This window comes from Faecalispora sporosphaeroides DSM 1294, from assembly GCA_000383295.1.
Lineage (GTDB): Bacteria > Bacillota > Clostridia > Oscillospirales > Acutalibacteraceae > Faecalispora > Faecalispora sporosphaeroides.
In genome coordinates this window covers 425350-439190 of record KB911066.1, presented here as the reverse complement: position 1 = coordinate 439190, position 13841 = coordinate 425350, and the positions used below count along the sequence as shown (strand labels likewise).

Genomic DNA, 13841 nt, shown 5'->3' with positions numbered 1-13841 from the left:
TGGCAGGCAGATTGCTGCTCCGCCGAATTTTCCTCTGCTGTAAGGAGAGGGTTTACCGTTTGTGAACGATCTCACCGTTTTTGAGGACGGTTTCGACCAGGTTAATGGCAGTATGGTAGGGCAGAAAATGAATCGAAGGGTATTTCAGCACAATGATATCCGCCTGTTTGCCGGGCTCAATGCTGCCGATTCGGTCGGCTCTGTCCACCGCGGCCGCACCGTTGATGGTGAGGGCGGTGATGGTCTCTTCAATCGACAGGCCCATGTAAATGCAGGCGAGTGCAATCATCAGGGGAATGGAGTTGGTAAAGCAGCTGCCGGGGTTCAGGTCGCTGCCTAGGGCAACCGCCGCGCCCTCGTCGATCATTTTGCGGGCGTTTGCGTACGGCTCCTTCAGGCAGAACGCCGTGCAGGGCAGAACATTGCAGATCACGCCGGCCTTGGCCATGTCGGCAATCCCCTTGTCGGAGCTTTGCAGAAGATGCTCGGCAGAAATAGCGCCCATTTCGGCTGCCAGCTCCGCGCCGCCCAGCTGAACGATTTCATCGGCATGAATCTTGAGTTTAAAGCCCATCTTCTTTGCCTGTGTCATATAGTAGCGGGAATCCTCAATGGAAAACACGTTCTTTTCCGTGAAAATATCCGCGAATTCAGCAAGGTGCTCTTCTTTGACCACAGGCATCACTTCATGGAGCAGAAAATCGATGAAATCGCGCTCGCGGCCCTTGTATTCCGGCAGAACGCTGTGCGGGCCCATAAAGGTGGAGACAACGTCCACACAGTGCGTGCTGTTGAGCTCCTTCATGGCGCGAAGCTGCTTTAATTCGGTTTCCTTATCCAGCCCGTAGCCGCTTTTTCCCTCCACGGTGGTCACACCGAATTCCAGCATGCGGTCGAGCCGGTGGCGGCCCACCTCCACCAGTTCTTCCAGCGACGCCGCACGGGTTTGGGAAACAGTCGCGTTAATTCCGCCGCCGCGTTCCATAATGGACATGTAGCTGTCGCCCTTCAGGCGCCAGGAGAATTCATCCGCGCGGTAGCCGCCAAACACAAAGTGCGTGTGAGAATCCACGAATCCTGGCATAACCGTTTTGCCCGTCGCATCGATGATCTCGCAGTCGATTCCGCTGCACTGCTGTTTCAGCTGCTCGGTCGTGCCGACAGCAACGATCTTGTCGCCGTCGGTCAGAACCGCGCCGTCCCGGATCAACCCGATGTCGGACATGTCTTTGCCGTGCTTCGGCCCTTTCCCGGCGCAGGTGACCAGCTCTGCGGCATGGCAGATCAGTTTTTTGCTCATGATCGGTTCCTCCGCTTTCTTATTTCACGATTTTGTCGTAGGTTTTGTCGATCAGGTCGTCAGAGGCGATATAGGGCATGGTGATATAATCCTGGCCCTGGCGGGTCTGGTTGTATTCCGCAACGGTCTCAATGGAGTGCTCGCAGCGGGCCCAGCTTCTTCTGGCCACGCCGATCATGGTATCCCACGGAATCGAAGCCATCAGAATGTCGTCTACTCGTTTGCTGCCGTCGAGCACCATGCCGAAGCCGCCGTTAATGGATTTGCTGATGCCCACGCCGCCGCCGTTGTGCAGGGCCACCAGGCTCATGCCGCGGGCCGCGTTGCCGGCGTAGCACTGAATCGCCATGTCTGCGGTCACGTTGCTGCCGTCGTAGATGTTCGAGGTCTCGCGGAAGGGGGAATCGGTTCCGCCAGTGTCGTGGTGGTCACGGCCGAGCATGACGGGGCCGATTTCGCCGTTTCTGACCATCTCGTTGAATTTCAGGGCGATGTCGCGGCGGCCGAGCGCATCCTGGTACAGAATGCGGCACTGGGTGCCGACCACCAGCTTGTGCTTCTCCGCGTCGCGGATCCAGATATAGTTATCACGGTCTGCGCCGCGGCGGTTGGGGTCGATAATAGACATGGCGGCGTGGTCGGTTTTGCGCAGATCCTCCGGCTTGCCGGAAAGGCAGCACCAGCGGAACGGGCCATAGCCATAGTCGAACAGCATCGGGCCCATGATATCTTCCACATAGGAGGGGAAGATGAAGCCTTCGCTCGTGTCTACGCCGTTTTTGGCAATATCCTTCGCGCCGGCATCGAATACGGCCTTCATAAAGGCATTGCCGTAATCGAAGAAGTAAGAGCCGCGCTCAACCAGCGTTTTAATCAGGTGGTAGTGCTTGATCAGGGATTCGTCCACCTTCTTGCAGAAGGTTTCCTTGTCGGAATTCAGCATTTCAGTGCGCTCGTCAAAGGTCATTCCCTGCGGGCAGTAGCCGCCGTCGTACGGCACGTGGCAGGAGGTCTGGTCGGAGAGCAGGTCGATGTGAATGTTGTGGTCTACGGCGTACTGCAGCAAATCTACAATATTGCCGTGATAAGCGATGGAGAGAACCTCTTTCTTTTCCATGGCTTCTTTTGCCCAGGCAAAAGCGTCTTCAATGGTTTCGGCAACCTTGCCGACCCAGCCCTGGCTGTGGCGGGTTTCAATGCGGGAAGCATCCACTTCGGCAACAATGCCCACGCCGCCGGCGATTTCAACCGCCTTGGGCTGCGCGCCGCTCATGCCGCCCAGGCCAGAGGTGACAAACAGGTGTCCGCTCAGATCGCCGTCCTGCGGAATGCCCAGAACCTTGCGGCCCGCGTTGAGCAGGGTGTTGAAGGTGCCGTGAACAATGCCCTGCGGCCCAATGTACATCCAGCCGCCGGCGGTCATCTGGCCGTAGCTGGAACAGCCCATTGCGGTGGCCTTGGCCCAGTCGTGCGGATTGTCGAACATACCGATCATCAGGCCGTTGGTGATAATGACGCGGGGGCTGTTCTTGTGGGACTTGAACAGGCCCATCGGGTGGCCGGACATCATAACAAGCGTCTGTTCGTCAGTCAGCGCTTCCAGATATTTTTTGATGAGCTGATACTGCATCCAGTTCTGGCAGACCTGGCCGGTCTCACCGTAGGTGACCAGCTCATAGGGGTACAGAGCGACAGCATGGTCCAGGTTGTTGTCGATCATGACCTGGAACGCCTTGCCCTCTACGCAGTTGCCCTTGTATTCGTCGATGGGCTTGCCGTAGATGCGCTCCTTCGGCATGAAGCGATAGCCGTAAATGCGGCCACGTGTCATCAGCTCCTCCAAAAACTCCGGAGCAAGCTGCTCGTGAAGCTCTTCCGGAATATAACGCAGCGCGTTTTTCAGAGCGAGCTTGATCTCTCTTTCGTTCAAGGTCAATTCACGCTTCGGCGCGCGGCGAACCCCCTCTTTAAAGGTGGGATATTCCGGCAGAACGGGGTCGAGTTTGATTGTCATAGCATTACCGATCTCAATATTGTTCATGTGGTAGAACCTCCTTTGCAACTATATAGTAGCACAGCGCTGTCTAAATAACGTCTATAATATGCGATGCCGACTCAAAAAAATTTGAATTCATAGATGCTTTTTGATGAGAAATCGTGTATAATTAAATTTATAGGAGAAAATTAAGCCGATTCGTTCTGTTTTTTTGTTGAATATGAGAAAGAGGGTTTCCGTTATGCCGACTATTTCTTTTGAGCTTTTGCAGACACCAAGAGTTTTGTTAGACGGACAGCAGGTTCTGCTTCCATTTAAAAAGGCGGAAGCGCTGCTGTACTGCCTGGCCCTGAAAAAGACGATTTCAAGGGAACAGGCGGCGAATCTGCTGTGGGATTCCGACGATTCGCAGGTTGCCAAAAAGAATCTGCGCCACACGCTTTATACCATTAAAAAGACGTTTGATCTGGAACTGATCGTTTCGCCGAAAAAGCACCTGCTTACGCTGAACCCCGAGCTCAGCTACGACATCGATTACGACAATTTCATGAAGAACTGCGATTTCTCGCTGTGCGATGGCGAGCTGATGCAGGGCTTCAGCCTGAAGAACGCGGACGCGTTTGAAAACTGGCTGGATATGGAGCGCACCGAGCTCAAGGAGTATTATCTGCGCCAACTGTACGACAGCATGATTCACGCCGCGGGCAAGGATGTTCCCGAGACGGAATCGCTGTTTGCCAAATACGTCAAGAAAGACCCGCTGGACGAACGCGTCTATCAGCTGATGATGGAATGCTACCAGAGAAACGGCCTGTATTATAAGGGGATTAAGGTGTACCAGAACATCAGCAAGCTGCTCAACGCCGAGCTGCGCATCGCGCCGTGCAACGAGCTCGCCCAGCTGCACCGCGAGCTGCTCAGCGCGTGGACGCAGTCGAGCACCGAGGAGCCCGAGCAGCCGATGGTGCACGTGATTGGCCGCAAGGAAGAGATGCAGTACCTGATGAAGTCGTACCGCTCGTTTTTGCTGGGAACCCCCACGGCCATTTTTGTTCTGGGCGACAACGGCGTGGGGAAAACATACCTCATCAATCATTTTTTCGACAGCATCGGCGAGGATTCCTGCATCGTGCTGAAAACCATCTGCTTTCAGGAGGAGCGGGAGTTTATCCTCCAGCCCTGGAACACCATTATGCTGCAGCTCGATCAATACATTCGCAGCCACAACATTTCGGTTCCCGCAAACTACATGAACCACATCAACACGCTGTTCCCGCTGTTCGGAGACCGGCCTCTTTCGGTGCAGGTGCCGGAGGACATCATGATCTCTTACAACTACCGCACCACCCGCAACAGCGTGCTCAAGCTGTTTTCTCTTGTGGGGGAGGAGACGCCGATCATCCTGTTTTTCGACAACATCCAGTTTATGGATAACCTCAGCCTCGAGCTGCTTTCGCTGATTATCCGCGAGCGCAACCCCAATATTATGTGCATCTGCACCTGCCTGGATGTACAGCCCCCGCAGCTGCAAAAGCAGATCAATGCCCTGCTGCGCGAAAAATTCGCCACACAGCTTCTGCTGGAGCCCTTCAGCGAGCAGGTGGTCAAGGATATTCTCGTCGACCGCCTGGGGCCGGACGCTCTGAACGACCAGATCATCCGCCACATTTATCAGGATTCGGAGGGCAACGGCTTTTTCCTCGATCTGCTTATGAGCTACCTGACGCAGGATGCGGGCGCATCCGGCGTACACATGCCGACGAATCCGCAGGATATTCTGCTGGCCCGGCTGGAGGAGCTTTCCACCGATTCGCGGCAGCTGCTCGACACCATCTCGGTCTGCCCCGAATCCATCACGCTCGATATCGTCGAATATATCTTCAACCGCAATACATTGGAAATCATAGAATTGACGGATGATCTCAAGCAGCGCAGCCTGATTCGCGAAAAAGTGTCGGATGGGCAGATCCGCTTCCAGTTCCGCCACGCGAAAATGCAGGATTTCGTCCATTCGCAGCTTTCGCCCTCCAAGCGCAGGCTGCTGCACGCCCGCGTCGCCAATTATTATGAGGAGGCGGCCGAGCTGGTTCGCAACAACAGCTGGTACCAGCGCGTGATCTACCACTACGCGCAGGCGGGCAACGACGCCAAGGTGCTGCAGTATAAGATTTTGAGCCTTTCGGATTACTCCCGCTTTAACTACGAGCTGTACCCGATTCTGCAATTGCAGAAGGATTCGGCACTGAAGGCGCCGAAGCAGCTCACCAAGTATTTCGACGAGCTGACGGCGGAGCTGGTTCGCCTGTACAACTACCAGCCGAACGCGCTGGATTTTGCTGAGATGGAAACATGGCTGTATCTTGTCATCGGCAAATACTGCATTTCGCAGGGGCAGTACAAAAAGGGGCTCGACGCGATTCACCGCAGCCTGAGCCATGCCGAATACCTGGAGGAGCACCCGCAGATGCACATTGCCTGCCTGCGCCAGCTCACCTTCTACGGGATTCAGGTGGGGGACACCGGGCTGATGTGCGAAAACATTCAGAAGAGTATGGAGATCGCGAAGGAGAATCGCCTTGGGATCGATTACGCGATCGAATGCCGGCTGTACGGGCTGTACCTGCTGATGTGCGGCCGTTACGACGAAAGCCGCGAGCAGCTGAATCAGGCGATCAACCGGTTTGAATCCGCGTCGCTGGACGCTCAGAACTACGTGCTGAATCTCGCGGCCTGCTATAATTACCTGGGCGAGTTGGAGCGCAAGCAGCAGAATTTTGAGCACTCGCTGGAATATTACGACCGCGCGCTGGAAATCTGCAGCGACCGCAAATATCCCAAAAACCCCACCTTCTATTCCAATCAGGCACGCGCGCTGCTCGCAATGGGCAAAAAAGAGCAGGCGGCCGATCGTTTCTTTACCGCGAATAAGCTGTACGACGCCTCCAGCATTCTGGTAGGGCGCGGCATCACCAAATCCTATTGCGCGCTGCTGTACGCCGCCGAGGGGAATTTTAAGGATTCCAAGCTCCTGCTCGCGGAGGCCGAACGGCATGCGCAGATACTGGCCTCGCCCATGTCCCTGGGCATTCTGGAGCGGATCAAGGCGATCCTGATCAAGAACTATCCCGAGGAGTTTACGGACGTGATTCCGGAGGGCTATGAAGCGTGCTGCGCAAACGCCGAAAAACACATGGGGCACCTGCCGGGGGCCTATGAATTATACCTGCCGCTGGAGCTGGCGGATATGACAATTTAAATGGAAAAAAGACGCGCACATGGTATGCTGTAGCAAATACAAATCGAATCCGAAAAGATAAGCGTTTTGTCCCCGGCCTTGGCGAGGGGACAAAACGAAATCCGATCCGCGCTGTTTTCACCTTGCTGTAAGGGCAAAAGATCATACCGGGGAGTGACCGGTATGCAGGAAAGGGGCTTTCGAGTGAAGTTTTCGATCAGAGTAGCCGATCCCGCAGGCAATATCACCATTTTTGTACTCGGCGATGTGCCGCCGGAGCAGTATGCCCCCGTTGCGGCAAAGCTGCTGTCCATGGAGGAGTACCGCGCGGAGCAGGTAGCGTTTCAGGTGCCGCCGCGCATGGGAGCACAGGGCCGCATTCAGATGATGGGCGGCGAGTTCTGCGGCAACGCGACCCGCAGCTTTGGGTACCTGCTCAGCACACAACTGCCGGGAAACCCCGATACCGTAACGGTAGAGGTCAGCGGCGCCGAGCAGCCCCTTACCGTGCGGATTGACCGGGAGGGCGGCCGGTGCGAAACGGAAATGCCTCTGCCTGCCGCGACCATTCGGGTTCCGTTTGACGGCCGGGAATACAGCGCCGTCTGCTTTGACGGCATTGTGCATGCCATCGTTCCCGGGGAGGCCAAGGAGGAGGCGTTTGTGCGGGAGCTGCTCCGCACCGTTCAGGCCGCCGCGCCCGCCAGCGCCTACGGAATTCTTTTCCTGAACGGAGAAAACATGGTGCCCGTTGTGTATGTGTGCGACACGGATTCCCTGATCTGGGAGAGCAGCTGCGGCAGCGGTTCCATGGCGGTCGCGGTGTTTCTGGCTTTGCAGCGGGGCGACGGCGAGCATCGTTTCCGCCTGCACCAGCCCGGCGGCGTGATCGAGGCTGCCGCCGCCGTCGAAAACGGCAGAATTGTCCGCTGCCGCATGGGCGGCCCGGTGAGCCTGTCGGAAGAAATCGCCGTTACTCTGCCGGAATTCTGATTTTTCCCTGTATTCCAAAAGCCCGCCGACGGCCTTGCGCCGTCGGCGGGCTTTTCTTGGGCTTACAAATTCTTTTTGTTGCCGGTTTAGAAAGAAGGAATCTGATTGTGACCATTGCTTTCTATTCAAGACAAATAAGCAGAGTGAGATGAAGATATAGTTTGAAACTATATCAAGTCAAAACAGATATGTATTATACAAACACAGATTTCTATGGTATACTTGCACCATAAAAAACCGCAAATGATAACAACCGATTCGAGAAAGGAAGTTTCCATATGAGTCTGACAGAGAGAAAACATGCGCCCTTTCGCGCAGATATTGTAGGCAGCTTTTTAAGACCGGAACGCCTGAAAGAGGCCAAAAAGCAGTTGGAAGCCGGCAGTATTTCCGAAGAAGAACTTCAAAAGGTGGAAGACGACTGCATCCGCGAGCTGGTGGAAAAAGAAATCGCAGTAGGGTTACAGTCCATTACAGACGGTGAATTCCGCCGCAGCTATTGGCATCTGGATTTCATGTGGGGATTTGACGGCATCGATCACGTTACGATGAGCCGCGGCTATTTGTTCCACGCGGAAGAAACCCGCGCAGATTCCGCAAGAGTCAGCGGAAAAATCCGGTTTCAGAGTCACCCGTTTCTCGCACACTACCGCTTTTTAAAAGAGACAGTGGGCGGCAGGGTACTCACCCGCCAGACAATCCCCGCTCCGGCTCAGTTTCTGGCAGAGCTGGTGCGCGGCGAGAACGAGCAGCATCTGGATCAGGTATATCCTGACCGCGAAGAGCTGTACCGCGACCTTGCAAAGGCTTATAACGATTTCATTCTGGCGCTGTATCAAGAGGGCTGCCGCAGTCTTCAGCTGGACGACTGCACCTGGGGGATGCTCTGCGACGCAAAATACTGGGCGACCAGAACAAACGGTACTGCAAGTGCGGATGATCTCAAAAAGCTGTATATCCGCCTGAATAACGCTGCGATCGCGAATCTGCCGGAGGATCTGACCATTACAACGCATGTTTGCCGCGGCAACTATCATTCTACCTGGGCTGCCAGCGGAGGCTATGCCGCCGTGGCCGAAGAACTGTTTGCAAACGAGAATGTGCATGCGTATTATCTGGAATTCGATGATGAGCGTTCCGGCGATTTTGAGCCGTTAAAGTATGTCAGCAGCGACAAGCTTGTTGTATTGGGCCTGATTACATCCAAATCCCCCAAGCTGGAGGATAAGGAAGCAGTCATCAAACGAATCCGCGAGGCAGAGCAGTTTGTACCGCTGGATCGTCTGTGCCTGAGCCCCCAGTGCGGCTTTGCTTCTACCGAAGAGGGCAATAAAGTCACGGAAGAAGAGCAGTGGGCAAAGCTGCGTCTGGTACGTGAAATTGCAAACGAGGTATGGGGCTGATTCCAAATCGGCTGACTGTATATTTTCCCATTTGGTATTGACACAAAAGAAAATACGTGCTAAGTTATGAGTAATCGAATAGATTGCGGGGGGACTCTTCGGAGTTGAGAAGGTTAAAACCTGACCCTTTGAACCTGTCAGTTAACACTGGCGCAGGGAAGCAAACAGAGATCGAACAATCGGTGCTTTCCTTCTTAAGGGAAAGCACTTTTTTGTTTCATTTTAAAATGGTGTATCCATAAAACCAACCGTTTCTTTCTCCCGCCGTAGGCGGGAGAAAGAAAGCTCCAGGGATGTTTTAAAGAAAAAGACCATTCACAATTGAATCTGTTGCGGGGGGACTCTTCGGAGTTGAGAAGGTAAAACCTGACCCTTTGAACCTGTTAGTTAACACTGGCGTAGGGAAGCAAAACATCGATCGAACAGATGCTTGCCAAGTCGGCAGGCATCTTTTTTGTTTCAAGGAGAGAAAGGGGATTACTATGAAAAAGCTTTTGACCATAGCCGGCTCGGATTGCAGCGGCGGCGCGGGAATTCAGGCCGACCTGAAAACCTTTGCGGCGCACGGCACCTTCGGCATGAGCGTGATCGTCTCCGTGGTGGCGGAAAATACGTGCGAGGTTCTCGGCGTGCAGGACATTTCGCCCGATATAATCGGGAAGCAGATCGACGCCGTGTTTCAGGACATCGGCACAGACGCGGTAAAGGTCGGCATGCTCTCCAAATCCGACTGTATGCTGGCCGTGGCGGAAAAGCTGCGCGAGTACCGCCCGAACAATGTGGTGATCGACCCCGTGATGCTGGCAAAAAACGGCTGCCCCCTGATGCAGCCGGATTCGATGGATACGCTGATCCGCGAAATCCTGCCGCTGGCCGATCTGCTCACGCCCAATATTCCCGAAGCGGAAACGATCACCGGGCTTGCGATTCACTCAGCGGAGGATATGGAGCGCGCGGCGAAGAAAATCCACGCCATGGGGGCGAAGGGCGTTCTGGTAAAGGGCGGCCACGCCGACGGCGACGCGCTGGATATCCTGTTCGACGGCGAGTGCTTTTACCAATTCAGCGAAACGCGAATCCAGACCAAAAACACGCACGGCACGGGCTGTACGTATTCCTCCGCCATCGCCTGCAATCTGGCGCTGGGCTACCCCATGGGGGATGCGGTACGAGAAGCAAAGGCGTATGTTACCGCCGCGATCCGCCATTCGCTCGCGATTGGCAAGGGCTGCGGCCCCACGCATCATTTTTACGATCTTTATCAGAACGGATTACAGGGAAAAGAGGGGAACTAAAATGAAATTTCAAACACAAATGGACGCCGCCCGCAAGGGAATTGTCACAAAAGAGCTGCAGCAGGTTGCGCAGGAAGAGGCTATGGCGGAGCAGGAGCTTTTGGAGCTGGTAGCCGGCGGGCAGGTTGTCATCCCGGCCAACGTGCGGCATACGGTGCTGCGTCCGCACGGTGTGGGGAAGGGGCTTCGCACGAAGATCAACGTCAACCTTGGCGTTTCCGGCGACTGTGTGGATTACCGGGTCGAGATGGATAAGGTTCGCCTTGCCGAACGCTTCGGGGCCGAAGCCATTATGGATTTGAGCAACTACGGCAAGACACATGAATTCCGGCAGAAGCTGATCGAAACCTCCCCCGCCATGATAGGCACCGTGCCGGTTTACGACGCGGTGGGGTATTTGGAAAAGGATTTGAAAGAGATCACGGCGCAGGATTTTCTGAAGGTGGTGCGCGCCCACGCGGAGGAGGGTGTGGATTTTATGACGATTCACGCCGGGCTTAACCGCCGCGCCGTGGAGATTTTTATGCGGGAGCGGCGCCAGATGAATATTGTTTCGCGCGGCGGCTCGCTGCTGTTCGCGTGGATGAAAATGACCGGGAACGAAAACCCGTTCTACGAGCATTACGACGAGCTGCTTGATATTCTGCACGAATTCGACGTCACGATCAGCCTCGGCGACGCCCTGCGCCCCGGCAGTATCGTAGACGCAACAGACGCTTCTCAGATCGCCGAACTGACGGAGCTTGGCAATCTGACCAAACGTGCGTGGGAGCGCGGCGTGCAGGTATTGGTAGAGGGCCCCGGCCACATGGCGATGGATGAGATCGCCGCCAACATGAAGCTCGAAAAGCGGCTGTGTCACGGCGCACCGTTTTACGTGCTCGGGCCGCTGGTGACAGATATCGCCCCCGGGTACGACCACATCACCTCCGCGATCGGCGGGGCGATCGCCGCGGCGAACGGAGCGGATTTTCTCTGCTATGTCACCCCCGCGGAGCACCTGCGCCTGCCCGATCTCTCCGACGTGAAGGAGGGCATCATCGCGTCCAAAATCGCGGCCCACGCGGCAGATATCGCCAAAGGGATCAAACACGTGCGCGAGGCGGATTACCGCATCAGCGAAGCCAGGAGGCGGCTGGACTGGGAAGAAACCTTTTCGCTCGCGCTCGACGGGGAGAAGGCAAGGGCTTATTTTGAGAGTGTCCCGCCGGAGGATCAGCACAGCTGCTCCATGTGTGGGAAGATGTGCGCCGTGCGCACCATGAACCGGATTCTTGAGGGGCTCGACGTCGAACTGATGCCCGAGAGCAAATAAAACGAAGGGGAAGATATGGCATGACTCAAAAAATGGCTAGAGCGGGTCGAGGGCATTTTGGAGGGTGTTCGCTCGAAAAAGCCGTTCCGCCGTGAGCCTTCCGATGGTTGTGATCGGCGGCATCAACGCGGAGACCATCCCCCTGTTAGCAGCCCCGTCCACAGAACGCTGCGGACGGGGCTGCTGATGGATGATTTGTACGGAAAAGTACATTCACACCGGGACGCAGATTTCACACAGATGCTTTTGCAGCTTTGCCGGCACATATTTTTCCAGACGTCACAGCGGCAGTGTTCCGGCGGTGTGGTCTGGGGGTCCTCCTGTGACATCCCCAGAATGACTGCCTATTCGGTGAACAGGCCATTGGACCTGACCCATTCCTTGAAGGGTTCCATCAGAGCGTGGTTGCCCGGGCCGTATGGGCCGGTGCGCCGCATCGCCATAGCCCGGCCTGCCGATATAGGTTCTATTTCATAAGTCATAAAAATCTCTCCTGATTGATGAACTATCCGCACCATAACACCTTTTAAATCTCTTGCAAGAATTCTTTCAAAATCGTTTAGGATTACGGCAGTTTAAATTCAGTTTCCCCTTGCCTTTCGAGGGGAGAAAGGATTTCCCAATAAAGAAAGAGCGCCGCGGAAATTTCCACGGCGCTCCGTTTGTTTTGAGAATCCCGATCACATCAAGAGGGGAGCAACGATTGCCAAAATAAAGATTGGAATATCGGATGCGATGAAGGTTGGTACGCAGGTATCCCAAATGTGGTCGTGCTGTCCGTCCGCGTTGAGTCCGGCCGTCGGCCCGAGTGTGGTGTCGGAAACAGGGGAGCCGGTATCGCCGATGGTAGCAGCGGCGGCAATCAGCAGCGTGGTTGCGCCAACGCTGAAGCCCAGCTGTGCGCAAAGCGGTACATACAGAACCGCCAGCACAGGAACGGTACCGAAAGAAGTACCGGTGCCCATTACGATGAACATGCCGACGAGCATCATGACGAACGCACCGAGCAGCTTGCTGCCGCCGATGAAGCCCAAAGAGCTCTGAATCAGCTGGTCAACGCCGCCGCTGTCGCGGAGTACGGCGCTGAAGCCGTTGGAGGCCAGCATAACAAATGCGATGAAGCCCATGAGCTGAACGCCTTCGTCAATGATCTTATCCATGTCGGCCCATTTGACCGCCTTGGTGAGAAACATAATGGCCAAACCGACCAGAGCGCCCAGCGGCAGGGAGCCCCAAACCAGCTGAATCACCAGGGTGACGACGGCGGCTATCACCGCAGCCCAGTGCTTAAAGGTCATGGTGGTGTCAACGGTATCCAGATCAACCGCGAAGCCTTCCACGTTCTTGTACTCTCTTGGCTTGCGATACAAGAACAAAACGACCAGAACAAAGCCGACCAGCATGGCAACGCCGAGGGGCCAGGTGTAACGCCAAACATCCATTTTGTCGATTTCCATGCCATTTTTGCTCATGTTGTTTGAAATGATGCCGTGGTAAATCAAACCGAATCCGGCAGGAATAGCGACATAGGGAGCGCGCAGACCAAACGCGAGGGCGCAGGCCACAGCTCTTCTGTCGATCTTCATCTTATTCATAACGATCAGCAGCGGCGGAATCAGAATCGGGATGAAAGCGATATGTACAGGAATCAGATTCTGCGAGAAGCAGGAAATAAAGCCCAGGAAAAAGACGAATACCAGTGATTTTCCGTTGACCAGCTTGGCGATTTTAACCGCCAGAATATCAGAAACACCCGTGTAGCTGATGGTGGCGGCCAGACCGCCCAGCATCACATAAGACAGGGCCGTTTCGGGGTCCTCACCAATGCCGGTGATAAAGGTCGTCATTGTCGTCGAGACGTCCATGCCTGCAACCAGACCAGCGGTAACGGCAGAGACAAACAGAGCCAGCAGAACGTTCACTCTCAAGAAGCACAAAATAAGCAGTACAACTACGGCAATGAGTACCGGGTTTGTTAAAACCATAAAATAACCTCCTCTTGTTAATAAAGGGAAACACTGTAAAACCAATACAGAAAACATCCCCTCTTTATGCCACAAGCCCCGTTGGCAGTATGAGGATTCACAGAGCACAAACCGAGAAAGCAAAAGGTAAGCCTTCTCAGCTCCGGCACGGGCCTTTTCGCAAGGCTGCGGCCGGTCAGCAAACACAGCGTGAACAGTGCGTTTCATTTCCCCTTTCGTTGCGTTTTTGTGTATGCTGTGAATCTCATTCGCCGCGGGAGCTATCCGCACGAACCATGGGGGTTAAGAAAAAACCGAACACCGCCCGTTCTTTCGGGCG

At 55.0% G+C, this 13841-nt stretch carries 8 protein-coding genes and 2 riboswitches; of the genes, 5 read left to right on the top strand and 3 right to left on the bottom strand.

Annotation, left to right across the window (positions count from 1 at the left end):
* Positions 1-52: 52 nt before the first annotated feature.
* Both hutI and G340_RS0102245 read right to left on the bottom strand, forming a co-directional pair.
* Positions 53-1300 carry an imidazolonepropionase gene (gene hutI, locus G340_RS0102250; RefSeq protein ID WP_020072030.1) on the bottom strand — a complete coding sequence of 416 codons (1248 nt, stop codon included), beginning with the start codon at positions 1298-1300 and terminating at the stop codon, positions 53-55.
* 19 nt (positions 1301-1319) lie between these two features.
* A complete protein-coding gene (locus G340_RS0102245) occupies positions 1320-3341 on the bottom strand; it encodes a urocanate hydratase (RefSeq protein ID WP_020072029.1) in 2022 nt (673 codons plus the stop codon).
* Positions 3342-3537: 196 nt separating this feature from the next.
* On the opposite strand from G340_RS0102245, the gene G340_RS0102240 reads away from it, so the two are divergent.
* From G340_RS0102240 to thiC, 5 genes are all read left to right on the top strand, one after another.
* On the top strand, positions 3538-6552 hold the full coding sequence (locus G340_RS0102240) for an AAA family ATPase (protein WP_020072028.1): 3015 nt from the start codon (positions 3538-3540) through the stop codon (positions 6550-6552).
* 183 nt (positions 6553-6735) lie between these two features.
* On the top strand, positions 6736-7524 hold the full coding sequence (locus G340_RS0102235; RefSeq protein WP_033402147.1) for a hypothetical protein: 789 nt from the start codon (positions 6736-6738) through the stop codon (positions 7522-7524).
* Positions 7525-7802: 278 nt separating this feature from the next.
* Entirely contained in the window at positions 7803-8927 is a 1125-nt protein-coding gene (locus tag G340_RS0102230; protein ID WP_020072026.1) for a 5-methyltetrahydropteroyltriglutamate--homocysteine S-methyltransferase, read from the top strand.
* Positions 8928-9004: 77 nt separating this feature from the next.
* A riboswitch (TPP riboswitch) is annotated at positions 9005-9104 on the top strand.
* A 147-nt stretch (positions 9105-9251) separates the two neighbouring features.
* A riboswitch (TPP riboswitch) is annotated at positions 9252-9350 on the top strand.
* 59 nt (positions 9351-9409) lie between these two features.
* Positions 9410-10222 (top strand): bifunctional hydroxymethylpyrimidine kinase/phosphomethylpyrimidine kinase, encoded by an 813-nt coding sequence (gene thiD, locus G340_RS0102225; RefSeq protein ID WP_020072025.1) that lies wholly within the window; start codon positions 9410-9412, stop codon positions 10220-10222.
* A gap of 1 nt (position 10223) precedes the next feature.
* Positions 10224-11537 carry a phosphomethylpyrimidine synthase ThiC gene (thiC, locus tag G340_RS0102220; protein ID WP_020072024.1) on the top strand — a complete coding sequence of 438 codons (1314 nt, stop codon included), beginning with the start codon at positions 10224-10226 and terminating at the stop codon, positions 11535-11537.
* Between the two features lie 680 nt (positions 11538-12217).
* Here thiC and G340_RS0102210 read toward each other — a convergent pair.
* The gene (locus G340_RS0102210; RefSeq protein WP_020072022.1) at positions 12218-13522 is read right to left on the bottom strand and encodes a Na+/H+ antiporter family protein; all 1305 of its coding nucleotides are present in this window, start codon (positions 13520-13522) and stop codon (positions 12218-12220) included.
* Between the last annotated feature and the right edge of the window lie 319 nt (positions 13523-13841).